Source organism: Streptomyces sp. NPDC047072, from assembly GCF_040643855.1.
Lineage (GTDB): Bacteria > Actinomycetota > Actinomycetes > Streptomycetales > Streptomycetaceae > Streptomyces.
The window spans coordinates 14,136-39,848 of sequence record NZ_JBEYVC010000096.1; the positions used below are offsets into that span (position 1 = coordinate 14,136).

At 71.8% G+C, this 25,713-nt stretch carries 23 protein-coding genes and 1 pseudogene; 16 read left to right on the forward strand and 8 right to left on the reverse strand.

The annotated features are described in order from the left end of the window. Positions 1 to 37: 37 nt before the first annotated feature. Positions 38 to 712 carry an RDD family protein gene (locus ABZ896_RS32270; protein WP_360936819.1) on the reverse strand — a complete coding sequence of 225 codons (675 nt, stop codon included), beginning with the start codon at positions 710 to 712 and terminating at the stop codon, positions 38 to 40. Positions 713 to 967: 255 nt separating this feature from the next. On the opposite strand from ABZ896_RS32270, the gene ABZ896_RS32275 reads away from it, so the two are divergent. From ABZ896_RS32275 to ABZ896_RS32300, 6 genes are all read left to right on the forward strand, one after another. Continuing rightward, on the forward strand, positions 968 to 1,822 hold the full coding sequence (locus ABZ896_RS32275; RefSeq protein ID WP_360936821.1) for a bifunctional methylenetetrahydrofolate dehydrogenase/methenyltetrahydrofolate cyclohydrolase: 855 nt from the start codon (positions 968 to 970) through the stop codon (positions 1,820 to 1,822). A 574-nt stretch (positions 1,823 to 2,396) separates the two neighbouring features. Continuing rightward, positions 2,397 to 2,870, forward strand: coding sequence for a DUF3017 domain-containing protein (locus tag ABZ896_RS32280; protein WP_360936859.1), 474 nt, complete (start codon positions 2,397 to 2,399; stop codon positions 2,868 to 2,870). Positions 2,871 to 3,112: 242 nt separating this feature from the next. Next, the gene (locus ABZ896_RS32285) at positions 3,113 to 3,577 is read left to right on the forward strand and encodes a helix-turn-helix transcriptional regulator (protein WP_360936861.1); all 465 of its coding nucleotides are present in this window, start codon (positions 3,113 to 3,115) and stop codon (positions 3,575 to 3,577) included. A 249-nt stretch (positions 3,578 to 3,826) separates the two neighbouring features. Further along, complete coding sequence (locus tag ABZ896_RS32290; protein ID WP_360936823.1) at positions 3,827 to 5,110, forward strand: DUF2690 domain-containing protein; 1,284 nt, start codon at positions 3,827 to 3,829, stop codon at positions 5,108 to 5,110. A 394-nt stretch (positions 5,111 to 5,504) separates the two neighbouring features. After that, positions 5,505 to 6,494: a malate dehydrogenase gene (locus tag ABZ896_RS32295; protein ID WP_360936825.1), complete on the forward strand. Its 990-nt coding sequence runs from the start codon at positions 5,505 to 5,507 to the stop codon at positions 6,492 to 6,494. 634 nt (positions 6,495 to 7,128) lie between these two features. After that, positions 7,129 to 8,286 carry a hypothetical protein gene (locus ABZ896_RS32300; RefSeq protein WP_360936827.1) on the forward strand — a complete coding sequence of 386 codons (1,158 nt, stop codon included), beginning with the start codon at positions 7,129 to 7,131 and terminating at the stop codon, positions 8,284 to 8,286. Between the two features lie 58 nt (positions 8,287 to 8,344). Here ABZ896_RS32300 and ABZ896_RS32305 read toward each other — a convergent pair whose 3' ends face one another. Next, positions 8,345 to 9,034, reverse strand: coding sequence for a siderophore-interacting protein (locus tag ABZ896_RS32305; RefSeq protein WP_360936829.1), 690 nt, complete (start codon positions 9,032 to 9,034; stop codon positions 8,345 to 8,347). A 111-nt stretch (positions 9,035 to 9,145) separates the two neighbouring features. Next, positions 9,146 to 10,039 (reverse strand): bifunctional helix-turn-helix transcriptional regulator/GNAT family N-acetyltransferase, encoded by an 894-nt coding sequence (locus ABZ896_RS32310; protein ID WP_360936831.1) that lies wholly within the window; start codon positions 10,037 to 10,039, stop codon positions 9,146 to 9,148. A 134-nt stretch (positions 10,040 to 10,173) separates the two neighbouring features. Here ABZ896_RS32310 and ABZ896_RS32315 point away from each other — a divergent pair, with 134 nt between their 5' ends. The 3 genes from ABZ896_RS32315 to ABZ896_RS32325 all read left to right on the forward strand — a co-directional run bounded on the left by ABZ896_RS32315 (position 10,174) and on the right by ABZ896_RS32325 (position 13,881). Further along, on the forward strand, positions 10,174 to 11,865 hold the full coding sequence (locus ABZ896_RS32315) for a hypothetical protein (RefSeq protein ID WP_360936833.1): 1,692 nt from the start codon (positions 10,174 to 10,176) through the stop codon (positions 11,863 to 11,865). Further along, entirely contained in the window at positions 11,852 to 12,211 is a 360-nt protein-coding gene (locus tag ABZ896_RS32320; RefSeq protein ID WP_360936835.1) for a hypothetical protein, read from the forward strand. The genes ABZ896_RS32315 and ABZ896_RS32320 overlap by 14 nt, the downstream gene beginning before the upstream one ends. Positions 12,212 to 13,173: 962 nt before the next feature. Next, positions 13,174 to 13,881, forward strand: a complete 708-nt coding sequence (locus ABZ896_RS32325) for a hypothetical protein (protein ID WP_360936837.1) — start codon at positions 13,174 to 13,176, stop codon at positions 13,879 to 13,881. Between the two features lie 22 nt (positions 13,882 to 13,903). Here ABZ896_RS32325 and ABZ896_RS32330 read toward each other — a convergent pair whose 3' ends face one another. Beyond that, positions 13,904 to 14,656: a hypothetical protein gene (locus tag ABZ896_RS32330; protein WP_360936839.1), complete on the reverse strand. Its 753-nt coding sequence runs from the start codon at positions 14,654 to 14,656 to the stop codon at positions 13,904 to 13,906. A 190-nt stretch (positions 14,657 to 14,846) separates the two neighbouring features. Here ABZ896_RS32330 and ABZ896_RS32335 point away from each other — a divergent pair, with 190 nt between their 5' ends. From ABZ896_RS32335 to ABZ896_RS32355, 5 genes are read left to right on the forward strand one after another with little or no spacing between them, the layout of a single operon-like run. After that, the gene (locus tag ABZ896_RS32335) at positions 14,847 to 16,367 is read left to right on the forward strand and encodes an aldehyde dehydrogenase family protein (protein WP_360936841.1); all 1,521 of its coding nucleotides are present in this window, start codon (positions 14,847 to 14,849) and stop codon (positions 16,365 to 16,367) included. A 53-nt stretch (positions 16,368 to 16,420) separates the two neighbouring features. Next, positions 16,421 to 17,941, forward strand: coding sequence for a GMC oxidoreductase (locus ABZ896_RS32340; RefSeq protein ID WP_360936843.1), 1,521 nt, complete (start codon positions 16,421 to 16,423; stop codon positions 17,939 to 17,941). Next, entirely contained in the window at positions 17,941 to 18,984 is a 1,044-nt protein-coding gene (locus ABZ896_RS32345; protein WP_360936845.1) for a glycine betaine/L-proline ABC transporter ATP-binding protein, read from the forward strand. The genes ABZ896_RS32340 and ABZ896_RS32345 overlap by 1 nt, the downstream gene beginning before the upstream one ends. Next, positions 18,984 to 20,921, forward strand: a complete 1,938-nt coding sequence (locus tag ABZ896_RS32350; protein WP_360936847.1) for an ABC transporter permease subunit — start codon at positions 18,984 to 18,986, stop codon at positions 20,919 to 20,921. Before ABZ896_RS32345 ends, ABZ896_RS32350 begins: the two co-directional genes overlap by 1 nt. Position 20,922: 1 nt before the next feature. Continuing rightward, on the forward strand, positions 20,923 to 21,870 hold the full coding sequence (locus ABZ896_RS32355) for an ABC transporter substrate-binding protein (protein ID WP_360936849.1): 948 nt from the start codon (positions 20,923 to 20,925) through the stop codon (positions 21,868 to 21,870). Here the strand turns inward: ABZ896_RS32355 and ABZ896_RS32360 are convergent, their stop codons facing one another. Genes ABZ896_RS32360 through ABZ896_RS32370 form a run of 3 tightly spaced genes read right to left on the reverse strand, consistent with a single transcriptional unit; the run spans position 21,871 to position 23,545 of the window. Next, the gene (locus ABZ896_RS32360) at positions 21,871 to 22,593 is read right to left on the reverse strand and encodes an isocitrate lyase/phosphoenolpyruvate mutase family protein (RefSeq protein WP_360936863.1); all 723 of its coding nucleotides are present in this window, start codon (positions 22,591 to 22,593) and stop codon (positions 21,871 to 21,873) included. Then, the gene (locus tag ABZ896_RS32365) at positions 22,590 to 23,009 is read right to left on the reverse strand and encodes a carboxymuconolactone decarboxylase family protein (RefSeq protein WP_360936865.1); all 420 of its coding nucleotides are present in this window, start codon (positions 23,007 to 23,009) and stop codon (positions 22,590 to 22,592) included. The genes ABZ896_RS32360 and ABZ896_RS32365 overlap by 4 nt, the downstream gene beginning before the upstream one ends. 32 nt (positions 23,010 to 23,041) lie before the next feature. Then, on the reverse strand, positions 23,042 to 23,545 hold the full coding sequence (locus tag ABZ896_RS32370; RefSeq protein WP_360936851.1) for a carboxymuconolactone decarboxylase family protein: 504 nt from the start codon (positions 23,543 to 23,545) through the stop codon (positions 23,042 to 23,044). 47 nt (positions 23,546 to 23,592) lie between these two features. On the opposite strand from ABZ896_RS32370, the gene ABZ896_RS32375 reads away from it, so the two are divergent. Then, positions 23,593 to 24,981 carry a PLP-dependent aminotransferase family protein gene (locus ABZ896_RS32375; protein ID WP_360936853.1) on the forward strand — a complete coding sequence of 463 codons (1,389 nt, stop codon included), beginning with the start codon at positions 23,593 to 23,595 and terminating at the stop codon, positions 24,979 to 24,981. Between the two features lie 59 nt (positions 24,982 to 25,040). Continuing rightward, positions 25,041 to 25,526 (forward strand): carboxymuconolactone decarboxylase family protein, encoded by a 486-nt coding sequence (locus ABZ896_RS32380; protein WP_360936855.1) that lies wholly within the window; start codon positions 25,041 to 25,043, stop codon positions 25,524 to 25,526. Positions 25,527 to 25,567: 41 nt separating this feature from the next. Here the strand turns inward: ABZ896_RS32380 and ABZ896_RS32385 are convergent. Further along, positions 25,568 to 25,713, reverse strand: a pseudogene (locus tag ABZ896_RS32385) (aminotransferase class IV); the annotation flags it as partial.

Genomic DNA, 25,713 nt, shown 5'->3' on the forward strand with positions numbered 1-25,713 from the left:
TCGTAGCGCAACGCCTCCGATTGTGGTGAAGCGGTGCTCAGTTCGTGCGGATCACGATGGTCGAGCAGACCTTGTCGGCGAACGTCTGGCGCTTGGCGTCCCACGCCGGCCACAGCCAGCCGAGGTAGCAGGCGAAGCTGTCCAGGAAGTGCGCGAGCCGGCGCACGAACGCCATGCCGACGCCGAGCGGCTGCCCGTCGATCTCCCGCACCAGGCGGATGCCGAGGGCCTTCTTGCCGATGGTCTGGCCGGTGCGGCCCTCCATGACCAGCAGCCAGATGCCGACGCCGATGACGCCGAGCAGGCCGAGGATCGCGAGGATCCCGGTCTGGGCGCTCATGTCGACCAGGATCAGGACGTACGGGATCATGATGATCAGGCCGTCCACGAGGGTGCCGAGGAAGCGCTGGCCCCAGTTCGCGTACGGGGGCTGGCCGCCGTAGCCCGGCTGCTGCGGGTAGCCGTAGGCGGCGGCCGGCACCTGGGGGGCCTGGGGGTAGCCGCCCGGGGCCTGCGGGTAGCCGCCGGGTGCCTGCGGGTAGCCGTAGCCCGGCTGCTGCGGCGGGACGCCCTGCGGGGCCTGCTGCGGGTAGCCGTACGGCTGCTGCGGGGGCTGCTGCTGCGGGTAGCCGTAGCCCGGCTGGGGCTGCTGCGGCGGCTGGTTGGGATCCTGCGGCTTGTCGTAGGGGTTGTTGGGCGAGCCGAAACTCATGGCCAGATTCCTCCGTTGCACAACGTGGGGACGAAGCGGACTGCGCGGAGGAACGTCATGGATCGAGCGGTATGCCCCCGAACATCAACCGCCATACAGCGCCCTACATCGTTCTAGGAGAGACGAGTCGTTGTCCAGCCATCAGAGCCAGACGTTGTGCAAGTGCAACATCAGTGATCATGGCGGGGTAAAGGCGGACGAGCGGCGGGGGACCCGGATTGGAACCGGGGACGGGTCATCCGCGAGGATGGGGTCATGACCGCCCAGATTCTCGATGGCAAGGCCACCGCAGCCGCGATCAAGTCCGATCTGACCGCCCGCGTGGCGGCGCTGAAGGAGAAGGGCGTCACGCCCGGCCTCGGCACGATCCTCGTCGGGACCGACCCCGGCAGCCAGAAGTACGTCGCCGGCAAGCACCGCGACTGCGCGCAGGTCGGGATCGCCTCCATCCAGCGCGAGCTGCCGGAGACGGCGACGCAGGAGGAGATCGAGGCGGTGGTGCGGGAGTTGAACGAGGACCCCGCGTGCACGGGGTACATCGTCCAGCTGCCCCTCCCGAAGGGCATCGACGAGAACCGCATCCTGGAGCTGATGGATCCGGACAAGGACGCGGACGGGCTGCACCCGATGAACCTCGGGCGGCTGGTGCTGAACGAGCCGGCGCCGCTGCCGTGCACGCCCAACGGAGTGCTGACGCTGCTGCGCCGCTACGGCGTGGAGATCAAGGGCGCGGAGGTCGTGGTCGTCGGGCGCGGTGTGACGATCGGCCGTCCCATGCCCCTCCTGCTCACCCGGCGCAGCGAGAACGCCACGGTGACGCAGTGCCACACCGGTACGCGTGATCTGTCGGCGCATCTGAAGCGGGCCGACATCATCGTCGCGGCGGCGGGGTCGGCGCACCTGATCCGGGCCGAGGACGTGAAGCCGGGTGCCGCCGTCCTCGACGTCGGTGTCTCCCGGGGTGCCGACGGCAAGATCGTGGGCGACGTCCACCCCGACGTCGCCGAGGTCGCCGCCTGGATCTCCCCCAACCCCGGCGGCGTCGGCCCCATGACCCGGGCCCAGCTCCTCGTCAACGTGGTCGAGGCGGCGGAGCGCAGTGCCGGCTGATGCGGGTGACCCGGGGGACCGGGGCGCCGGGCGGCGGGCCGATGATCCGGGGCTTGAGGGGAAGCCCGGGCGGCCCGGCGGGCCGGAGGACTCCGGGAAACCGGGCGTGGGTGCACGGGCGGCCGAGGCGGGCGAGTCCCGACAGCGGACCGAGGCGTCGGGATCCCAGGCGCGGGACGGTGAGCGGCGGGGTGAGGCGGAGGCTGGGATGGCTGGTTCCGGACGGCGCGGCGAGGCCGATGTGCGGGACGCGGAGGTGACGGACGCCGGGCTGCGGGCCGGAACTGCCGCGGGGGGCGCCGAGGTGGCGGATTCGGTGCGGCAGGACGGGGTTGTCGCGCGGGGCGCCGAGGTGGCGGATTCGGTGCGGCAGGACGGGGTTGTCGCGCGGGGCGCCGAGGTGGCGGATCCGGTGCGGCAGGACGGGGTTGTCGCGCGGGGCGCCGAGGTGGCGGATTCTGGGCGGCAGGACGGGGTCGCCGCGCGGAATGAAGAGGTGACGGATTCCGGGCGGCTGAGCGGAGTTGTCGCGCGGGGCGCCGAGGCGACGGAGTCCGGGCAGCGGGGCTGCGACGTGGCCGATCCCGAGGCGCAGGCCGAAGTTGTCGTGCGGGATGCGATCAGTGCGCCCGATGCCGAGGGGCGGCCCCGGCGGGTGACCCGGCGGTTTCCGCTGTTCACCCGGGACACCGCGCGGCCCGAGGGCGGTGGCCGGGCCGCGCCCGGGGACGCGCCGGCGCCCGCGCGGCAGTGGCCGATCCTCGCCGTCATCGGGGCGGTCGGGCTGGGGCTGCTGCTCACCGCCCTCGACCAGTTCCGCTACGGCTGCCTGCTCATCGGCGTCGCCCTGGTCGTCGGCGCCGCCCTGCGCTGGCTGCTCCCCGACGTCGGCATGCTCGCCGTCCGCTCCCGCTTCACGGACATCGTCACGTACGGCCTGCTCGGCACCGCGATCATCCTGCTGGCGATGATGGTGCAGCCCAACCCCTGGCTGGAGATCCCGTTCCTCAAGGACACGCTGCACTTCACGGTCAGCAGCGGCAACTGACCCGGCGACGACCGGGCGCGGCGGCCCGTCCCCTCCCCCGAGCAGGGACGGACCGCCGACCCGATCCAAGTTCCCCGCCGTGAACGGGCTGTTCAAGACCTGTCCGCCCGCTGTGGCGCAGCGGTGACCGTTCCGGCACGGCGTGCGGGACTTGCCACACTCGCGCCCGGTTCAGGAACCGATCGGGACGGAGCGTCGTCCATCGCCTGGGAGCAGGTGACATGCCGTGGTGGAGGTGGGTGATGGGGGCCTGGCAGCCGCTGCCGGACGATCTGCCGTCGGAGGTACGGCACTTCGTGGAGCAGCTCAGGCAGCTCAAGGACCGCACGGGGCTCAGCCTCGTCGCCCTGGGCGCCCGCACCGCGTACAGCAAGTCCTCCTGGCACCGCTATCTCAACGCCGGCCAGCCACCGCCCCGCCAGGCCGTCGCCGCCCTGTGCCGGATCGCCGGCCTCGACGGCCCGGACGCCGAACGCTTCACCGTGCGCTGGGAACTGGCCGTCCAGGCCTGGCCCCGCCCCACGACACCACAGCCGCCCTCCGAGGGCGGTGAGGCGTACGAGGACGACCCCACGCTCCCCTGGTGGGACGAGCGCCCCGAGAAGAGGACACGCGCCCCGGATCTGAACCGCGTGCTGCTGTCCGCCGTACTCCTGCTCGTCCTCCTGTTGGTGGCCGGGGTCGCCGGTGCCGTGGCGTCCGGGTGAGCGGAAGTCTTCCGTGACGGGCGTTATTACCGGTGTGTTCCCCCTGTGACGATGTATTGACAAGTTCGCGCATTTGACACAGAAGTGTTCGACAGCGGGGCTAATGTGTCGAACTTGCCGATGCCCCCGTGCGCCCGTCCGCCGGGAACTGAGATCCTTGACGGGCGCATCCCCGTGGGCATGGGGAAAGCGGGGAACAGCCAGCAATACCGGGGGGAAAGAGGGGGAGCAATGCCTCGTTGGAGGGCCTTGCCCGACGAACTGGATCCGCAGATCAAGGAGTTCGCGAGCCAGCTCAGGCGGCTCGTGGATCGCAGCGGCCTGAGCGTCGCCGCGGTGGCCGACCGCACGGGCTACAGCAAGACGTCCTGGGAGCGGTATCTGGGCGGGCGGCTGCTCGCGCCCAAGGGCGCGATCGTCGCCCTCGCCGAGGTCACCGGCACCAATCCCATTCACCTGACCACGATGTGGGAGCTGGCCGAGCGGGCCTGGAGCCGGTCGGAGATGCGCCACGACATGACCATGGAGGCCATCCGGATCTCCCAGGCGCGGGCCGCGCTCGGGGAGTTCGGGGTGCCTCCCGCGAACGTCAAGAGCGGCAAGAGCGGCAAGGCGGCCCGCAAGGGCGGCAGCGCGACGGTGACACCGGGGGTGGCCGGGCCGGCGGGCGTGGCGCCGACGGTGCCGCCGCAGCCGACGTCCACGGAGGAGCGGGAGGCGGCGGGAACGCCGTCGGGGGGCGGTTCCTCGGGCGGTGGCCCGGTCGACGGTACGGCGGTCAGTGGGGCGCCGGCCAATGGTGCGCAGTCGGCCAACTCCTGGGGGCTGGCCGGGTATCAGGGACCCTCGCCGTCCGGCGGGCGGTCCGGGGGGACCGTGGTGCCGCGTCAGGGGGGCGCGGGTGTCGAGGCGGGTGTGGGTGCCGGGGCCGGGCCTGCGAACGGTGCCGTGGCCGACGGGCCCGGGTGGACGCCGGGCGCGCCGAATCCGTACGGCGAACCGCCGCGGGACGCCCGGCCGGGGGACGGTTCCGGCGGGGGCGGCGGCAAGCGGCGGCTGACGATGTTCCTCGCGGGGGTCATCGGGGTGCTCGTCGTGGTCGCCGCGGCGTTCTTCCTCACGGACGGCGGTGACGGGAAGAAGAAGGACGCGTCGGCGTCCGCGTCGCCGTCGGCCAGTACGTCCGTGGATCTGCCGGCCGGGGTGAAGTGCAGTGGGGCCGCGTGCACCGGGAAGGACGCCGAGGCGATGGGGTGCAGCGGGGACCTCGTGACCACGGCGAAGACGGCGACCGTCGGGACGGCCGTGGTGGAGGTGCGGTACAGCGAGACCTGCGGGGCGGCGTGGGGGCGCGTCACGCAGGGCGGGCAGGGGGACGCCGTCAAGGTCACCGCGGGGAAGGTGTCGGAGGACGGGAGCATCACCGATGCCGGGGACACGATCGCGTACACGCCGATGGTGGCGGTGAAGGACGCGGGGGAGGCGAAGGCCTGTGTGACGCTGGGTTCCGGGCAGGCTGGGTGCACGGACTAAGGGGGTGCCGGGTTCTGTGCTTGGTCGGCTGCGGGTTCGTTGTGGCTGGTCGCGCAGTTCCCCGCGCCCCTGGGTGGGTCATTGCTGGCCTGCGATAAAAAATTTGGGTTTCTTGGGGCATGGTCGCCTCTAACCCGGGCACGCGGAACCTACCCCCACGGGAGTCCGGAAACGGTACCCCCATACGGCGGCCGCCTTCGTCCCCCCTCTCCCGGACGGGCGGCCGCCTCTTTCTATGGTTTCGTGGGGGCTGTGGGGTGGGCCACATGGACCCGGACGTCCGGGATCCCGGATGCGCGATAGCCTGACCGGTGGATCTCTTGATGCCGAGAGATCGATCAAACGTCCGGGGCAGGGACGCCGCCCCACCGCCAGCTGTCATACGGAGAACGCCATGACCCGCACTCCCGTGAACGTCACCGTCACCGGCGCGGCCGGCCAGATCGGTTACGCCCTGCTCTTCCGCATCGCCTCCGGCCAGCTGCTCGGCGCGGACGTGCCGGTCAAGCTTCGCCTCCTGGAGATCACGCCCGCCCTGAAGGCCGCCGAGGGCACCGCGATGGAGCTCGACGACTGCGCCTTCCCGCTGCTGCAGGGCATCGACATCACGGACGACCCGAACGTCGCCTTCGACGGCACCAACGTCGGTCTGCTCGTCGGCGCCCGCCCCCGCACCAAGGGCATGGAGCGCGGTGACCTCCTGGAGGCCAACGGCGGCATCTTCAAGCCGCAGGGCAAGGCCATCAACGACAACGCCGCGGACGACGTCAAGATCCTGGTCGTCGGCAACCCGGCGAACACCAACGCGCTGATCGCCCAGGCCGCGGCCCCGGACGTACCGGCCGAGCGCTTCACCGCGATGACCCGCCTCGACCACAACCGCGCGCTGACGCAGCTCGCGAAGAAGACGGGCACCACGGTCGCCGACATCAAGCGGCTGACCATCTGGGGCAACCACTCCGCGACCCAGTACCCGGACATCTTCCACGCGACCGTCGCCGGCAAGAACGCGGCCGAGACCGTCAACGACGAGAAGTGGCTGGCCGAGGAGTTCATCCCGACCGTCGCCAAGCGCGGCGCGGCGATCATCGAGGCGCGCGGTGCCTCCTCGGCGGCCTCCGCCGCGAACGCCGCGATCGACCACGTGTACACCTGGGTCAACGGCACGGCGGACGGTGACTGGACCTCCATGGGCATCCCGTCGGACGGTTCCTACGGCGTTCCCGAGGGCCTCATCTCCTCCTTCCCGGTCACCACCAAGGACGGCGTCTACGAGATCGTCCAGGGCCTGGACGTCAACGAGTTCTCCCGCGCCCGTATCGACGCCTCCGTCAAGGAGCTGGAGGAGGAGCGCGAGGCGGTCCGCGCGCTCGGCCTCATCTGACGGTTCCGGGTTCTGTCACAGACTCGCACGGGCTCTGTTCCGGTTTCGGCCGGAACGGGGCCCGTGGCCGTTTTCCGCCCTACCGTCGGACCACCTGCTGCGTTTCGGGGGGTCATTGATGAGCGGCGGATGGCACGACCACAACGCCGGTTCCGATTCCGGAGCCGCACACGAACCAACCGAGGAGAGAGGCCACGCAGCCTGGACCTCGGGGGAGACGCACGGCAGCGGTGCGGGAGTGTCGGGCGGCGCTGGGGTGTCGGGCGGTGCCGGGGTGTCGGGCGGTGCCGGGGTGTCGGGCGGCGCGGGGGTGTCGGGCGGTGCCGGGGTGTCGGGCGGCGCGGGGGTGTCGGGCGGGCCTGGGGCAATGGGCTGTGCTGAGGTGTCGGGCGGGCCTGGGCCAATGGGCCGTGCTGGGGTGTCGGGTTGGCCTGGAGCGCTGGGCCGTGCGGGGACGCAGGGCGGAGCTTGGGCACCGGGCCCTGCCGGGGCACCGGGCCGTGCGGAAGTGCCGGGTCGTGCGGGGGCACCGGGCCGCACGGGGGCACCGGGCGGTACGGGGGCACCGGGCGGTACGGGTGTGCCGGGCGGTACGGGGGCACCGGGCCGTGCGGGGGTGCCAGGCAGTGCGGGGGTGCCGGGTGACGCCGGCGCGCCGCCCGCGTGGGCCTCGGCCGAGACCCAAGCCGCGCTGAACTCACCCTGGGCGTCCGGCGATACGACGCCTCCACCGCCGTGGGCCACCGCGGAGACGAGCACGAGCGCGGTGCTGCCGGAACCGGGGGGACGGTCGCCGTCCCCGGCGGGATCGCCGTGGGCCTCCGCCGGCTCGGTCACCCCGCCGCACGATTCCGGCGGTTCGCCGCACCCCTCGGTGTTCGCCCGGGGCGGCACGCCGCATCCCTCGACCTCGTCGCCGTATGCCGCCGACGGTTCGGCCCACAACCGGGCCAACTCCCCGTATATCTCGGGCGGTTCAGCCGGTCTCCCGGCTGCCTCTCCGTACGCCTCCGGCGGTTCAGCCGGGCTCTCGGCCAACTCGCCGTACGCCCCCGGTGGTTCAGCCGGGCTCTCGGTTCTCGTTGCCGTGTTGGTCGGTGTGGTGGTCGGGGTCGGGGTGTGGTTTCTCATTCGGGACTCCTCGGGTGGGCGCAGGGCCGGGGCTGGGCCCGTTGTCGGCGGGACGGTCACCGGTGCCGGGGCGGCGGGCAGCCGTACGGGAGCGTCGGTCGGCGCCAGCGCCAGTGCCGACGCCAGCGCGAGCGCCTCCGTCCCGCGTCCCACCGGGAGCGGTACCGCTCTCACCCCCTCGGCGCGGCCGAGTCAGGGCAGTTCGGGCTCCGGGTATCGCCGCACTCAGGACCCCGTCGGCTACGCGATCGACGTCCCGGTCGGCTGGACCCGTACCGAGAAGCAGGGGCAGCTCGCGCCGGTGGTGTCGTTCGACGCCCCCGAGGACGGTCGCCGTCTTCAGGTCTTCCGGCTTGCGGAGGAGACCCCGGCCGCGTCCCTCGACCTCGCCGAGAACGCCCCCGGCTACGGCTTCTCCGCCCAGCCCGGCTACCGCGTCCTCGACCGCACGTCCGGCACCAGCTGGGCCGAACTCGCCTACCGCTACGACGACCCCGACCTCGGCCCGCGCCAGGTGATCGACCACCGTTTCGAGGCCGCCGACGGCACGCTGTACGCGATCCGCTCCACCGGCCCGGAGTCCCTCGCCCCGACCCTGCTCCGCACCCCGCTCACCAGGGCCCTGATGTCCTTCTGCCCGACCGGCACGGAGTGCGCCTGACCGGCGGAGCCACCAGAGGAGCCATAAGGGGAGCCGTAAGAGGAGTCATAAGCGGCCTCTACTCCAGCCCCCTCTTCCCCGGTGCCCAGAACGGCTTCGTGAGCACCGACCTCCGGTCCCACCCCAGCTCCCGTACCAGTACCTGCCGTACGGACTGAACGGTCCGCGCCTCACCGGCGACGTACGCGATCCCGCCCGGCTCGGGGGCGAGCTTCCGTATCTCGTCCGGGAGCGAACCGCCGCCCCTGGTCAGCCAGTCGAGCCGGTCCGCGTGTCGCAGCGGGAGCCGGTCCGCGGCCGACTCCGTCTCCACGCACCCGGTGATCCGCGCCTGGTCGGGCAGCGCCTCCAGCATCGCCCCGAAGGCGACCGACGCCGTCTCCTCCCCGACGAAGACATGGTGCGCGGCGTCGGCGCGGAGCGTGAACGTGCCCTCGGGCCTGCGCAGTCGCACCTGCTCGCCGACCTGCACACTCCGCCCCCACACGGCCCCCGGCCCGCCCTCGGAGTGGTCCAGCACGCACAACTCGACGGCGCCGGAGGGGTCGTAGCGCCATAGGGAGTACGTCCGCAGGGTCAGCCCAGAGACCAGGACCCGCACCTGCTGCCCCGGCCGGACGTCGAGTCCGGCCAGCTGCTCGCTCTCGACGCGCAGTCGGCGCATCCGGGCGGTGATCGGCTCGGCGAGCGTCACCGTGCTCCGGAGGGTGACCAGGTCGAGGACGGGGTTCAGGAGAGCGGCGGGCATGGACGGCTCCTCGGGAAGGGGCGAGTGCGCCAAGGGACGAGTGCGCTTGAAACGCGATACTACGCGTTCTCCGTCAAACGCGATAGTGCTCGATCGAGTGAAGCTCCGGCGTCAACTCGGGCGCGGCAGAGGCTTCTCGAACCAGAAATCGCCGTAGACGTGGTCGACGTACGGCTCGATCTCCCGATAGCCGCACGCGCGGTACATCGCCTGCGCCTCGGTGAGCGACGCGTGCGTGTCCAGGCGCAGGACCTCGAAGCGGCGTACGACGGCCTCGGCCTCCAGGGTGTCGAGGAGCCGCCGGGCGAGGCCGAGGCGGCGGGCGTCGGGGTGCACCCAGACGTGCTTGAGCTCGCCGACGCGCGGCTCCAGGCGCCGCAGCGCCCCGCAGCCGACCGGCCGGTCCTCCTCGTACGCGACGAAGAACGCGCCGGCCTCCCCGGAGACCTCCGCGGGCCCCACGAGGTCGGACCTGTCGAAGCCCTCGGGGAAGCGGGCGTCGATGTCGGCGGCGTAGGCGTCGAGGCAGGCGCGGGCGTCCGGATGGGCGCCGTCGACCTTCGTGACGGTGATGGCGGCCAGGCGGAGCAGGCGGCGGGCGGTGCCCATGGCCTCGGTGAGTCGGTCGCGCTGGGCGGCGGTGAGGCCGTCGAGGAGGCCGGCGGCGAGGGCGTCGGCGCGTCTGTTCTGCTCGGCGACCTCGGTGCGGCCGGTCGGGGTCGGTTCGATCATGCGCAGCCGGTTGTCCCGCGGGTGTACGCGGAGCCGGACCATGCCCTGCGCCTCCAGTGCCCTGGCCATCCGGCTCAGATACCCGGCGTCCAGCCCGAGCCGCCCCCTGAGCTCGCGCAACGAGACGCCGTCGCCGATCTCGAACAGCAGCCGTGCCTCGCCGAGGGGCCGGTCCTGGCCGAGGTAGTGATCGTCGAGGGCTCCGATGCGGCGCGTGAAGTAACGGTTGAACCGGCGGAACTCCGCCACCTGCTCACTCGACACTGGCTCCATACTTCTTTGACTTTAGTCAAAGGATTTGGTGGCTGTCCACAGATTCCGGTTTCCCCGCGACGTGCGGCGCTCTATGCTGATGGTTTGTCAACATCACCGTGAGTCACGGGGTTTGCACGCATCGGGGGATACGCGTGAGTACTGCTTTTCCGCCGCCACCGCACGCCAGCGAGGCGACTCGGCTACTGTGTGCCGGCACCTATCTGGATTCCGCTTACCGCGACAAGGTCATCGAGGAACTCCACCTCAACGAACAGCGGATCGTGGCCCCTTCGCTCGGTCTGGACGCGGCCCGGGTGCTCGCGCACGCCCTGCGGGCCCGCCGCCAGGAGCTGATGTGGGCCGCGGCGATCCTCGGGCTGTGGGCGGTCGGGACGATTCTGAGCGGCGGCATCCTGCTGCTCTTCCTGCTGGTCAGCGTGCAGCTCGCGATCGCCGGCTGGGTCAGGGGCCGCGGCGAACAGCCCGTCTACCGGCGGTTCTTCGCCTTCTGCCTGCGCTGGTGGGCCCGCTACTGCTTCGCTTCCCTCCTGGTCCTGCTGCTGATCGCGGCCTTCGGTGGCGCGAGTTCCGACTCCTCGGACTCCTACGGCTCCTACGGTTCGTCGTACGGCTCCTCGGACTCGCTGAACGCCGACGACGTGTTCGTCCCCGACTTCTCCCTCGGCGACCTGATCGCCGTATGGCAGGGGTGGTTCGGGCTCGCCGTCCTCGCGCTCATCGCCTGGTGCGCCTACGCCCAGCGCAACCAGCTCAGCCGCGCCCTCGCCGCCGAACTCTCCCCGCAGCGCTTCCCGGAGGTCCGCCGCGACCCCGCCGAGCTGGACCAGAACGCCCGCTCCCAGCGGCTCAAGCAGCGCATCCGGATCGAGCAGCACGCGCCCCTGGTCATGTACCACGAGGCGCGGCCGTTCTGCGGGGCCGGAGCCGCGTACGACACCTGGGTGCTGGCGGTCGAACTGCGGCCGGACGAGACGAAGGTGCAGCAGCCGCTCAACAACCGCGCGGTGCTGGAGCGGATCCGGCCGCTGCTCGAACAGCTGCGGCTGCCCTCGGAGTTCGCCGGGCACACCGTCCGCGACCGGCTGCGGCGGCTGGAGATCGACGAGTGCGTGTTCCTGCCGGCCGAGGGACTGCTCCGCCGCGACCAGGCGCCCTACGACCCCCAGGTGTTCGAGGAGCACCGGGCGCGGGCGGTCGAGGAGGGCGCCGAGAAGCGGCGGCACTTCCTGCGGGTCCGCGTCGGCGGCTGGGAGGAGGAGCTGGTCGTCACGGTCTTCGTGCGCGTCCACACCCAGGGCCGCATGCTCATGCTGGAGATCGCCCCGCATGTACTGACCCCGGTTCGCCCGGACTTCAAGGACGCCGACCGTGCGGCCCACCGGTTCCGCAACGACAGTGCGGTGAGCAAGGCGCTCGGCGCGCTCGTGCTGGTGCCGGGTTCGGCGGGGCGGTCGCTGGCGCAGCTCGGCAGGGGGCTGCTGCATGTCTGGCGGCTGCTGACCGGCGGGTACGCCGGGGCGCTGCCGGACGGTCCGGCCCTGTCCGTACGGGAGTTGGGCTCGGCCGCCGAGGGGTCCCTCTTCCAGGAGATGGACGTCGACCGCTATCTGCGCAGCATCCAGGACCGGATCGCGCGGGGCGTGGTGACCGCGCTGTCCGAATCCGGTTACCTCACCGGTGAGTTCGTGCAGAAGATCGTGAACATCAGCAGTGGTGCGATGCATGTCGAGGGCGGCGTGCACGACAGCACCTTCGCGGTGGGCGGACACGCCTCCGCGTTCTCCACCTCGCGGAAGGGATCCGGTGGCGATGGCAACGGATGAGCCGAGCGTCAACATCAGCGGTGGTGTCCACGGCAGCACCTTCGCCATCGGCAGCCACGCGCATGCCGAGAGCCACCACGGCGTGGGCGCCTCCGGTCGGGACGCGGCCACGGAGGAACTCCTCGCGGCGGTACGGGAGTTGCGCGCCGACCTCACGCGCGTGCGTGCCACCGACCGGACCGCCGAACTGGACACGGCCCTCGCCGAGACGGAGGAGGAGATCGTGACCACGGGCCAGGCGACCCCGACCCGCCGCGAACGGCTCCGCCAACTCCTCGACGACTCCCAGGCGTTGGTCGGCCTGATCGCCTCGGCGGGTGCGGTGGCCGGGCTGCTGGGGATGTAGCCGGGTGATGGGTCGGACTGCGGCCGAGAGGGGTGGCATGAGCGGGGGGATGCGGACGTCCGAGGGGGCGGGGCGCCGGGCGGGCCGGGTGGTGCGGTGCGGTGGGTGGGGAGGGGTGCGGTGAGCGGGGGAGTGCGGTGCGGTGGGTGGGGAGGGGTGCGGTGAGCGGGGGAGTGCGGTGCGGAGGGTGGGGAGCGGTGCGATGAGCAAGGGAGCGCGGTACTGGAACGAGGAGACCCAGCGGTGGGAGGAGGGCGACGGGGGCGGCGGTACGGTGCCGGCCCCGCCGCCGGCTTCGCCGAGTGGGGTGCCGGTGTGGCCGCCGGCCGGGGGGAGCGGTGCGCCTCCGGCGGGCGGGACGGCTCCGCCGGTGTGGCCGCCTGCCGCGGGGTCCGGCGTGGCGCCGGATGCCGGGGGCGGTGCGGGCGCCGAAGGCGGGGTGGCGCCGGATGCCGGGGGCTCGGGAGGCGTGCAGTCGGGGGCCGAGGTCGGTGAGTCGGCTGGGGCGTCCCCGGCGGGTGCGTCCGCGGGTGCGCCGGGTGCGCCTGCGGGATCGCCGGGTGTGTCCTCGGGATCGTCAGGCGTGTCCTCGGGTACGCCGGGTGTGTCCTCGGGATCGTCAGGCGTGTCCTCGGGTACGCCGGGTGTGTCCTCGGGATCGTCAGGCGTGTCCTCGGGTACACCGGGTGTGCCCGCGGGATCGTCACGCGTCTCCGATGGGTCGCCAAGCGTGTCCTCGGGCCCACCCCCGCTGCCCCCGCCCCCACCCCCTCCCATCGGCTGGCCCGGTTCCGGTAACGGCAGTGCCTGGCACGGGCCCGGGGTCGTCCATGATCCCGATGCCGGGTGGTCGGTGAGTGAGCAGGTCGGTGGGGGTGGAGCCATGCACTGGCCGTCCGCCGACGTCGGACTTCGGGCCTGCGGCCGCCCCCGCGGCCGCCCCCGCTCCCGGCCGCCGACCCATGAACCGCCGGCTCGTCCTGTCCGTGCTCGTCGGAGCCGCGGCCGTTGCCGTCGCCGCGACCCTCGTGCTGACGCTGGTCGTCGGCGGGGGAGACGAGGACGACCGGTCGGCCGCCACGAGCCCCTCCCCGGAGGCGTCCTTCTCGCAGCAGAGCGACCCGTACGCGTCACAGGAACCGTCGTACACCGAAGACCCCTCGCCCACCGAAGAGCCCTCCCTGCCCGCCGGGTACGAGCTGTACGAGGACGAGGAGGGCTTCCGGATCGCGATCCCCGCGGGCTGGGCGCGCACCTCCGTCGACTCCCAGTACGGCATGGCGATCGTCAACTACCGCAGCGCGGACGGCGAACGCCGGTTGCAGGTGTACCAGGTGGCGGAGGAGTCCCCCGCGGCCTCCTTCGAGCTGTACCTCTCCGACGACACCCCGAAGGCCCCCGGCTTCCAGGAGCTGGACCTGCAGACCCTGGACGACGGCGAGTTCACCGGCTCCCGGCTGGAGTACCTCGCCGACTCCATCAAGGGCGAGCCCGACGTCGGCACCTGGCACGTCTACGACGAGCGCTTCGTCGCCGAGGACGGCAACATCTACGCGATCGCCGCGTACGGCCCGGACGCGGACGGCCGCGACGACGAACTGGAGCTGCTGGACACCGCGTTGCAGGGCTTCTGCCCGCCGTACGCCTGCGATCCCGCGTCCGTGGACTGAACGGACCAGGTGGGCCGGAAGGTCACACCGAGCCCAACTCGTCCTGGAGCTTCCCGACGTCCACGCTGTCCTTCGCCGACGGCGTCTTCGACGGCACCGGCTCGCCGTAACCCGAGAAGTCCAGCGTGACGTCGGTCCCGCCGCCCTTCTGCGTGGCCCGCACCAACCGGTGCGGGGTGTCCGAAGTGACGTACAGGACCGCCCGTTTGCCGTCCTCCGTGCCCTTCAGCGGGACCACCTTCGTGCCGTCGACCGTCGTCTGCGCCCCCTTTGTCAGCGCGCCGCCGTCCGAGGAGTCGGAGTCGATCTCCTTCTGGAACGCGGTGAGATCGCAGGTGTCGGCCATGCCCTTGAGCAGGGCGTCGCGCGTGGAGCCGTGGATGTAGCGGTCCTTGAACAGCTCGGCCACCGCGTCGCCCTGTCCGCCCGGCACCTGCGCCTTCCAGAACGCCGTGTCCGGTTTCATCCACACCTCGTCGCCCTGTTTGACGATCTCGACGCTGCCGCCGTCCGCGCCCATCCGCATCGAGCCGACGCAGTCGCCGTGCCGGTCGAGGGTCAGGTCCATCGAGGCCGGCTGCGTGCCGCTGGTCCGGGTGCTCGCGCTGCGGTCGGTGAGCTTCAGATGGACGGACCTCGCGTCGAGGAGGTTGTCCTTCGCCTGGTCGGCGAGTTCCCGCGCGCTCGGATCGTCGGCCCGGGCGGCCGAGGCGAGGGCCGGCGAGACCACGAGGGCCGCGCTTGCCGCCGTACAGACCAGCGCTCTCCTGATCATGGCGTCACCTCCACGATGAGCACATCCAGGGTACTTTCGACCGTATTTGACCGCATTTTCAGTGACGCACCGCACTTTCGGCCATCGATTGCGCATGCAATCGCGGGCCGGGGGCAGGCGGTCACGGTCCCGGTGAGTGACATCCGTGTGACACAGGGGCACTGAACAGGAACGGAAGGCAACACCGATCATGGCCGGACAGCAGGCGCGGCAGGAGCCGCAGACCATCCACGCGGGCGGCGAGTGGCGCGAAGCCGTCTCCGGGGCCACCCGAGACATCCTCGACCCCGCGGACGCCACGCCGTTCGCCGTGGTCGCGGAGGGCGACGAGAAGGACACAGACCTGGCGGTCGCCGCCGCTCGGCAGGCCTTCGACACCGGCGCGTGGCCGGGCACGCCCGCCGCCGAACGTGCCGCACTGCTGCGCCGCGTCGCCGATCTCCTCGTACGCGACCGCGAAGAGCTGGGCCTGCTGGAGAGCCGGGACGCGGGCAAGACCGTGGAGGAGGGCCGGGTCGACATCGACTGCGTGGCCGACGCCTTCCGCTACTTCGCCGACCTCGTCGCCGCCGAGGCGCCCGGCCGGGTCGTCGACGCGGGCTCGCCCGACATCCACAGCGTCGTGGTCCACGAGCCGGTCGGCGTCTGCGCGCTGATCACCCCCTGGAACTACCCGCTCCTCCAGGCCAGTTGGAAGATCGCCCCGGCGCTCGCGGCCGGCAACACCTTCGTGGTCAAGCCCAGCGAGATCACCCCGATGACGACGATCGCCCTGATCGAGCTGCTCGTCGAGGCCGGACTGCCGTCGGGCGTCGCCAACATCGTGACCGGGCCCGGCGGTTCGGTCGGCGCCCGGCTCGCCGAGCACCCCGACGTCGACCTGGTCTCCTTCACCGGCGGTCTGGTCAGCGGCACCAAGGTCGCCCAGGCCGCCGCGCCCTCCGTCAAGAAGGTCGCCCTCGAACTCGGCGGCAAGAACCCCAACGTGGTCTTCGCCGACGCCTGCGCCACGGAAGAGGGCTTCGACACCGCCGTGGACCAGGCCCTCAACGCGGCCTTCATCCACAGCGGCCAGGTCTGCTCGGCGGGCGCCCGGCTCATCGTCGAGGAGTCCGTCCGGGACCGCTTCGTCGCCGAACTCGCCCGCCGCGCCGAGCGGATCCGCCTCGGCCGCGGCACCGCGCCCGGCGTCGAGTGCGGGCCGCTGGTCTCCGAGCAGCAGCGCGCGAAGGTCGAGTCGTACGTCGCCTCGGCGCTCGCGGAGGGCGCGGTGCTCAAGTCCGGCGGCCGCCGCCCCGAACCGTCCGCCGACCGCCCCGCCGAGGGCTACTTCTACGAGCCGACCGTCCTCGACCGCTGCCACCGCGAGATGCGGGTCGTCCGCGAGGAGGTCTTCGGCCCGGTCCTCACGGTCGAGACCTTCCGCACGGAGGACGAGGCGGTCTTCCTGGCCAACGACACGGAGTACGGCCTCGCGGGCGGCGTCTGGACCACGGACGCGGGCCGCGCCCGCCGCGTCGCCGCCCGCCTCCGCCACGGCACGATCTGGATCAACGACTTCCACCCCTACCTCCCGCAGGCGGAGTGGGGCGGCTTCGGCAAGAGCGGAGTCGGCCGCGAGCTGGGCCCCAGCGGGCTCGCCGAGTACCGCGAGACGAAGCACGTCTACCAGAACCTGGCGCCGAAGCCGGTGCGCTGGTTCGCGGGCTGACCCTCCCCCGGTCCCTCCGTATCTCCTCCCCATGACTTTCCTGGAGTACCTCCATGTCCGAGCATGAATACGACTACGTCGTCATCGGCGGCGGCACCGCAGGCTCCGTCATCGCCTCCCGCCTCACCGAGAACCCCGACACCACGGTCGCCGTAATAGAGGGCGGCCCCACGGACGTCGGCAGAGACGACGTCCTCACCCTCCGCCGCTGGATGGGCCTCCTCGGCGGCGAACTCGACTACGACTACCCCACCACCGAACAGCCGCGCGGCAACTCCCACATCCGCCACAGCCGCGCCCGCGTCCTCGGCGGCTGCTCCTCCCACAACACGCTCATCGCCTTCAAGCCGCTCCCCTCCGACTGGGACGAGTGGGAGCAGGCGGGGGCCAAGGGCTGGGGCGCGGTGCCGATGGAGGCGTACTTCGCCCGGCTGAAGAACAACATCGTCCCGGTCGACGAGAAGGACCGGAACGCCGTTGCCCGCGACTTCGTCGACGCGGCCCAGAAGGCACTGCAGGTCCCGCGCGTCGAGGGCTTCAACAAGAAGCCGTTCGACGAGGGCGTCGGCTTCTTCGACCTCGCCTACCACCCCGAGAACAACAAGCGCTCCAGCGCCTCGGTGGCGTATCTGCACCCGGTGATGGACGAGCGCCCCAACCTCCGTATCCTCCTGGAGACTTGGGCCTACAAGCTGGAGCTGGACGGCACGCGTGCGACGGGCGTGCACGTCCGCGACGCGGACGAGGAGTTCGTCGTACGGGCCCGTCGCGAGGTGATCCTCTGCGCGGGCGCCGTCGACTCGCCCCGTCTGCTGCTGCACTCCGGGATCGGCCCCCGCCAGGACCTCGAAGCGCTCGGCATCCCGGTCGTCCACGATCTGCCGGGCGTCGGCGAGAACCTCCTCGACCACCCCGAGTCGGTGATCGTCTGGGAGACGGACGGCCCGATCCCCGACAACTCCGCCATGGACTCCGACGCGGGCCTGTTCGTACGCCGCGACCCCCAACACCCGGGCCCGGACCTGATGTTCCACTTCTACCAGGTGCCGTTCACGGACAACCCGGAGCGCCTCGGCTACGAACGCCCGCCGCACGGCGTCTCGATGACCCCGAACATCCCCAAGCCGAAGAGCCGCGGCCGGCTGTACCTCAAGAGCGCGGACCCCGCCGAGAAGCCCGCCCTGGACTTCCGGTACTTCACCGACGAGGACGACTACGACGGCCGCACCCTCGTCGACGGCATCCGCCTCGCCCGTGAGATCGCGAAGACCGAACCGCTGGCCGGCTGGCTCAAGCGCGAGGTGGCGCCCGGCCCGCACCTCACGGGCGACGAGGAGCTGAGCGAGTACGCGCGCAAGGTCGCGCACACCGTGTACCACCCGGCGGGCACCTGCCGTATGGGCGCCGCCGACGACGAACTGGCCGTCGTCGACCCCGAGTTGCGCATCCGCGGCCTGGAGGGCATCCGGATCGCCGACGCGTCGGTGTTCCCGACCATGACCGCCGTGAACCCGATGATCGGGGTGCTCATGGTCGGTGAGAAGGCCGTCGACCTGATCGGAAGTGATGCCTGATGAGTACGCCCGTCTTCGCTGTGGACAACTTGTGGAAGGTCTTCGGCCCCAAGGCCGAGCAGATACCCGACGATCCCGACCTGACCGCCCTCGACCCCGCCGAACTCCGCTCCCGCACCGGCTGCACGGCCGCCGTCCGGGACGTCAGCTTCGATGTCCGCAAGGGCGAGGTCTTCGTCGTCATGGGCCTGTCCGGCTCCGGCAAGTCCACCCTGGTCCGCTGTCTGACCCGCCTCATCGAGCCGACGTCCGGCACGATCGTCATCGACGGCGAGGACGTCCGCGCCATGGACAAGTCCCGCCTGCGCGAACTGCGCCGCCACCGCGCCGCGATGGTCTTCCAGCACTTCGGCCTGCTCCCGCACCGCACGGTCCTCGACAACGTGGCGTACGGCCTGGAGGTCCAGGGCGTCGGCAAGGCCGAGCGCCGCGCACGGGCCGCCGAGGTCGTCGCGAAGGTCGGCCTGGAGGGCATGGAACAGCGCAAGCCCGCCCAGCTCTCCGGCGGCCAGCAGCAACGCGTGGGCCTCGCAAGGGCGTTGGCGGTCGACCCCGAAGTCCTGCTGTTCGACGAGCCGTTCAGCGCACTCGACCCGCTGATCCGCCGGGACATGCAGGAGGAGGTCGTCCGGCTGCACCGCGAGGAGGGCCGCACGATGGTCTTCATCACCCATGACCTCAACGAGGCGTTGAAGCTCGGCGACCGCATCGCGCTGATGCGCGACGGCAGGGTCGTCCAGCTGGGCACCCCCGAGGAGATCGTCGGCAGCCCCGCCGACGCCTACGTCCGCGAGTTCGTCCGGGACGTGCCCCGCGAACAGGTCATGACGGTCCGTACGGCCATGCGGCCGGGCGGCTGCGGCAGCCCCGACCACCCGGGCGCCCTCGCCCCCGACGCGGTGGTCGCCGACGCCATCAAGAAGGTCGCCGACACCGGCCGCGCCGCCTGTGTCGTCGAGAACGGCCGCTGTCTCGGCGTCGTCGACCACGAGCGTCTCATCGACGTCGTGGCCGGAACGGAGCTGCGCAAGGAGGTCGTCTGATGGCCACCGTCACCACCTCCGCCCCGCGAGTGCTCCCCACCGGCCTGCTCAAACACCGCGCGGTCCACAAACTCCTGCTCATCGCGCTGGCCGCCGCGGTCCTCGTCCCGCTCGCCAACGCGCAGTGGGCGAGCGGCAGTTGGCCCGACGCGCTCACCGTCGACCTCTCCCAGCCGCTGACCCACGTCAGCGACTGGATCATCGACAACCGCGACAGCCACCCGCTGTTCCTCTACGGCTTCGGCTACGTCAGCGAGGCCGTCGTCCTCGCCGTACGCGCCGTCTATCTCGTGCTCCTCGGCCTGGGCTGGGCCGGTGTCACGGCCCTCGGCGCCTTCGTGGCCTGGCGGGTCGCCGGGGTCCGGCTCGCCGCCGGCACGGCCGCCGCCTTCCTCGCCTGCGGACTGCTCGGCATGTGGGTGCCGACCATGCAGACCCTCGCGCTGATGGTCGTGGCCGTGCTCACGTCGGTCGTCGTCGGCGCCCTGCTGGGCCTCGCCGCGGGCCTGTCGGACCGTATGGACAAGGCGCTGCGCCCGGTCCTGGACACCATGCAGGTGCTCCCGGCCTTCGCCTACCTCCTCCCGGTGGTCCTGGTCTTCGGCATCGGCGTCCCCGCGGCCGTCCTCGCCACCGTCGTCTACGCGGCCCCGCCCATGGCCCGGCTCACCTCGCTCGGCCTGCGCAGCGCCGACAAGGGGGTCCTGGAGGCGGCCGAGTCGCTCGGCACCACCGCCCGCCAGCGGCTGCTGACCGCGCGCATCCCGCTGGCCCGCAAGGAACTCCTGCTCGGCCTCAACCAGACGATCATGATGGCGCTGTCGATGGCGGTCATCGCCTCGGTGATCGGCGCCGGCGGCCTCGGTGACCGCGTCTACCAGGCCCTGGCCTCGGTCGACGTGGGTGCGGCCCTGGAGGCCGGCATCCCGATCGTGCTCCTCGCGGTCGTCCTGGACCGCATCACGGGGGCGGCGGGCGACGGGCACCTGGAGACGCGGCGCGGGGGATGGCCGTACGCGCTGGGGATTGCCGTGGCGATCGCTGTCATAGGGCGGCTTTTGGGCCGGCTCGACTGGCCCGACCCCTGGACCGTGAACCTCGCCGAGCCGGTCAACCGGGCCGTCGACTGGATGACCGCCCACCTCTACTCCGGGGTCCCCGTCGTCGGCGGTACGGCCGACTGGGCGGCGCACTTCACCACCTGGGTCCTCGACCCGGTCCGCGACGGCCTCCAGTGGCTGCCCTGGTGGTCCGTGCTGCTCGTCGTCGCCACCCTGGCCTGGCTGATCGGCACCTGGCGCACCGCGCTCACCGCGGTCCTCGCCATGGCCGCGATCGGCGTCCTCGGCGTGTGGACACCGGCGCTGGACACGCTCTCCCAGGTCCTCGCGGCCGTCGCCGTCACCCTCGTCCTGGGCTTCGCGACCGGCATCGCGGCGGCCCGCAGCGACCGCGTCGAGCGGCTGCTGCGACCCGTGCTCGACGTCTTCCAGACGATGCCGCAGTTCGTGTACCTGATCCCGGTCGTCGCGCTGTTCGGCGTGGGCCGCGCGCCCGCCGCCGCGGCGGCCGTCGTCTACGCGCTGCCCGCCGTCGTCCGCATCACCACACAGGGCCTACGACAGGTCGACCCGGCGGCGATGGAGTCGTCCCGCTCGCTCGGCGCGACCAGCCTGCAGCAGCTGCGCCAGGTCCAACTCCCGCTCGCCCGGCCCGCGTTGCTGCTCGCCGTCAACCAGGGCGTGGTCCTCGTCCTCGCCGTCGTCGTCATCGGCGGCTTGGTCGGCGGTGGCGCGCTCGGCTACGACACCGTCTTCGGCCTGGCCCAGGGCGACCTGGCGACCGGGCTGGTCGCCGGTGCCGCGATCGTCTGCCTCGGCCTGATGCTCGACCGGGTGACGCAGCCGACGGAACGCCGTACGAAGAAGGGAGCGTGACATGCGCGTACGTACTTTTGCCGTGGCCGGGTCCCTGTTGCTGCTCACCGGGTGCGGTGCCGCCGACATGACCAAGCAGGCCTCGCCGTTCGCCAACGCGCAGGGGTCCAAGACGGTGACCCTGTCCGTCCAGTCCTGGGTCGGCGCGCAGGCCAACGTGGCTGTCGCGCAGTACCTGTTGGAGCACGAACTCGGCTACCGCGTCGACACCGTGCAGGTCGACGAGGTGCCCGCGTGGGACGCGCTCAGCCAGGGCCGGGTGGACGCGATCCTGGAGGACTGGGGCCACCCCGACCAGGAACAGCGGTACGTCAAGGACAAGAAGACCATCACGCCGGGCGGCGGACTCGGGGTGACCGGGCACATCGGCTGGTACGTCCCGACGTACTTCGCGAAGCAGCACCCGGACGTGACGGACTGGAAGAACCTGAACAAGTACGCGTCCGCTTTCAAGACCGCGGAGAGCGGCGGCAAGGGGCAGTTGATGGACGGCTCGCCGTCCTACGTCACCAACGACAAGGCGCTGGTGGCCAATCTGAAGCTGGACTACCAGGTCGTCTTCGCCGGTTCGGAGGCCGCGCAGATCACCCAGATGCGGCAGTTCGCCAAGGAGAAGAAGCCCTTCCTGACCTACTGGTACGCCCCCCAGTGGCTCTTCGAGAAGGTCCCGATGACCGAGGTCAAGCTGCCCGCCTACAAGGAGGGTTGCGACGCGGACCCGGCGAAGGTCGCCTGCGGCTATCCGCACACCCCGCTCCAGAAGTACCTCAACACGGACTTCGCCAAGAGCGGCGGCAAGGCGGCCGCCTTCCTGAAGAAGTTCAAGTGGACGACCGAGGACCAGAACGAGGTCTCCCTGATGATCGCCGACCAGAAGATGACGCCGGAGGACGCGGCGAAGAAGTGGGTGGACGGCCACGCGTCGACTTGGAAGGCGTGGCTGTCCTGATCACTTCGGCAAGTGCGCGGCCATCCCCTGGAGTGCCAGCGCAGCCCAGCGCTGGAGGCCGGGCCCGAACGTGACGCGAGTGGCCCCGAGTTCACCCAGTTCGGTGGGCGAGGGGCCCTTGCCGTCCAGGCGGCCCATCACGTTGATCGGCCCTTGGACGCCGGAGCGCAGCAGCGGCAGTACGTCGGCCGGGGCGTGGATCGGATAGACGCAGTCGGCGCCCGCGGCGACGTACAACCCGGCCCGCTCGACGGCTGGTTCGGGATCGCCGTCGCCGTAGGCGAACGTGTCCACGCGGGCGTTGACGAACAGCGCGTCGCCCGCCGCGTGCCGCACCTCGGCGAGCCACTCGGCGTGCTCGTGCGGGTCCTTGAGGACACCCCGGTGGGAATCCTCCAGGTTGCAGCCCACGGCGCCTGCCCCGAGGAGCCGCTCCACCAACTCCTTGGCGGGCAGCCCGTATCCGTCCTCGACGTCCGCCGACACCGGTACGTCGACGGCCCGGGCGATGCGCGCGACCGCAGCGAACATCTCGTCGGCCGGGGTCTGTCCGTCCCGGTACCCGAGCGAGGCGGCGATCCCGGCACTGGGCGTGGCGAGCGCCGGGAACCCGGCCGCGACGAGCACTTCGGCGCTTGCCGCGTCCCAGGGGCCCGGCAGTACGAGCGGGTCATCCGGGGCGGTGCGGCGGTGCAGGGCGCGGAAGGCCTCGACTTTGCTCACCACGCCGTGCCTCCCGGCGGGATCCGGCGGCTGACCATCACCCGGTTCCAGTTGTTGATGGCGACGATCAGGGCGATGAGGTGGGCGAGTTCGGCCTCTGGGAAGTGCTTGGCGGCCTGCTCGTACACCTCGTCCGGCACGGTGAGCGCGGTGACCGCCTCCGTCAGCGCGAGTGCCGCCCGCTCCCGTTCGTCGTAGACGCCCGCCGCCTCCTCCCAGGCGGCCAGCAGGTCCAACTGCCGTTCGCTCAGGCCGTGTTCGCGTGCGATCCCGAGGTGCATGTCGAGGCAGAAGGCGCAGTGGTTGAGCTGGGAGGCGCGGATCACGACGAGTTCGGCGAGGGCCGGATCGCCGAGCCCCCTCTTGGCGGCCGCGCTGAGGGCGGACATGGCCTGCCCGACCTCACGGTCCAGCATCGTCGTACGGCTGGCTGTCGCACCACTCAGGCTCACGCGTGCTGCCCCGGCTCGTAGTGCCCCGGCACCAGACGGCAGGTCACGCCGAAGCGGTTCCACGCGTTGATCACCGTGATCGCGGCGATCAGCTGGGCCAGTTCGGCCTCCTCGAACCGCTTGGCGGCCTTCTCGTACACCGCGTCCGGCACGAACCCGTCCGTCAGGACGGTCACCGCCTCGGTCAGCGCCAGCGCCGCCAGCTCCCGCTCGGTGTAGAAGTGCTCCGACTCCTCCCACGCGCTGAGCTGCACGATCCGCTCCACGCTCTCCCCGGCGGCGAGCGCGTCCTTGCTGTGCATGTCGACGCAGAGCGCGCAGTGGTTGATCTGCGAGGCGCGGATCTTCACCAGCTCCAGGAGCTTCGGATCGAGGCCCTTCCGGGCGGCCGTGTCGAGCCGGAGCATCGCCTTGAAGACGTCGGGAGTCAGCTCGGACCAGTTGAGTCGGGGGGTGTGTTCGGGTGCGTACCGCTCTGCGGTCATGTCCTCTGTGGTCATGCCTTCGACCCTAGGAGCGAGGCGGCCCAGGAGTATGGTCCATTTCCATGGCAGAAGCGTGGGCCACTCTGGGAGTGGACCTGTATGTGGAACCGGCCGGTCCGGGCCTGCGCCGGGGCCTGACCGACGCCCTGCGCGAGGCCGTCCGCACCGGCCGCCTCGCCCCGGGCACCCGCCTGCCTTCCTCCCGTACCCTCGCCGTCGACCTGGGCATCGCCCGCAACACCGTCGCCGACGCCTACGCCGACCTCGTCGCCGAGGGCTGGCTCACCGCCCGCCAGGGCTCCGGCACCCGGGTCGCCGACCGCACGGTCACCCCGCCGCCCGACATGGCACGCCCACGCCGGGAACGCACCCGGTCGGCGTACGACCTCCGCCCCGGTACCCCCGACCTCGCCACTTTCCCGCGCGCCGAGTGGCTCAAGGCCGCCCGCCGCGCCCTCGCCTCCGCCCCCAACGACGCCCTCGACTACGGCGACCCGCGCGGCCGCGTCGAACTGCGCACCGCCCTCGCCGGCTACCTCGCCCGCGCCCGCGGCGTCCGCACCGACCCCGAACGCATCCTGATCTGCTCGGGCATCACCCACGGCCTGACCGTCCTGGCCGGGATACTGCGGGCACGCGGCGCGCACACGATCGCCGTCGAGTCCTACGGCCTTCCCCCGCACTGGCGGCTGCTCACGGCCGCCGGTCTGCGCACCGCCCCGCTGCCGTTCGACGAACGCGGCACCGACCCGCGGGAGTTGACCGGCCAGGCCGCCGTCCTGCTCACCCCCGGCCACCAGTTCCCGATGGGCGGCACCCTGCACCGCGACCGCCGGGCCGCCGTCGTCGACTGGGCGCGCCGCACCGGGGGAGTGGTCGTCGAGGACGACTACGACGGTGAGTTCCGCTACGACCGCCAGCCCGTCGGCGCCCTTCAGGGCCTCGACCCCGACCACGTCGTCTTCGCGGGCACCGCCAGCAAGTCCCTCGCCCCCGGCCTGCGGCTGGCCTGGCTGGTGCTGCCGCCCGGCCTCGCCGAGGAGGCCGCGCGGGCGAAGGGGTACCACGACACCTGCGGCGCCCTCGACCAGCTGACCCTCGCCGAGTTCCTGAACTCCGGGGCCTACGACCGTCATGTGCGCGCCGCCCGGCTGCGGTACCGGCGCCGCCGGGACGCGCTGGTGGCCCGGCTCGGCCGGGAAGCGCCGCAGGTCCGGGCCACCGGTATCGCGGCCGGTCTGCACGTGGTGCTGCGGCTCCCGCCCGGCACCGAGCGGGCCGCGCTGCGGGCGGCGACCTGGCAGGGCCTCGCGCTGCACGGACTGCACGCCTACCGGCACGCGGACGCGCCCGGCGAGTGCCCCGACGCCCTCGTCGTGGGGTACGGGACACCGCCGGAGCATGCCTGGAACGGGGCGCTGGACGCCCTGTGCGCCGCACTTTCCGAATAGCGCGGTTCTTTTGCACGGTTCCCTCTTCCCGACCGCATTCGCGCGGATAGAGTCGCCCCATGAGCGTTGATGAACCGATATCCCGTGTCGCCCTGAAGAAAATCACCCCCGACGTCTCCGCCGCGATGGGCTCCCTGCACGGCGCCGCCGTTTCCGCGGCCCAGGACGCCAAGGTGGAACCGGAACTCCTGGAACTGATCAGGATCCGCGCCTCGCAGATCAACGGCTGCGCGTTCTGCCTCGACATGCACACCAAGGACGCCCGTGCGGCCGACGAGACCGAGCAGCGGATCTACGCCCTGAACGCCTGGCGGGAGACCCCGTTCTTCACCGGACGCGAGCGCGCCGCACTGGCGTTGACCGAGGCCGTGACCCTGGTCCACGACGGGCACGTCCCCGACGCGGTCTACGCCGAGGCGGCCGAGGTCTTCGACGAGGCGCAGATCGCCGCGCTGATCTGGGCGGCGACCGTCATCAACGCGTACAACCGGATCGCGATTGCGACCCGGATGGTGCCGGGGGCTTATCAGCCGGCGAAAAAATAACGCGTCGCTTTTCGGTCCCCTGATTCTCTGATTCTCCGGACCTAATTGTCCGGAAGAGGCCGCATGATTTCGTCCAGCCACCCCCGCCATTTCGTGGCCCGGGTGGCTGGGCCCGCTTTTGTCGGCCCTCCTGTCCACGCCGTGACCGGCCGGATTCCGTGCAGGGCGTTCACCAGCCAGACCTCAC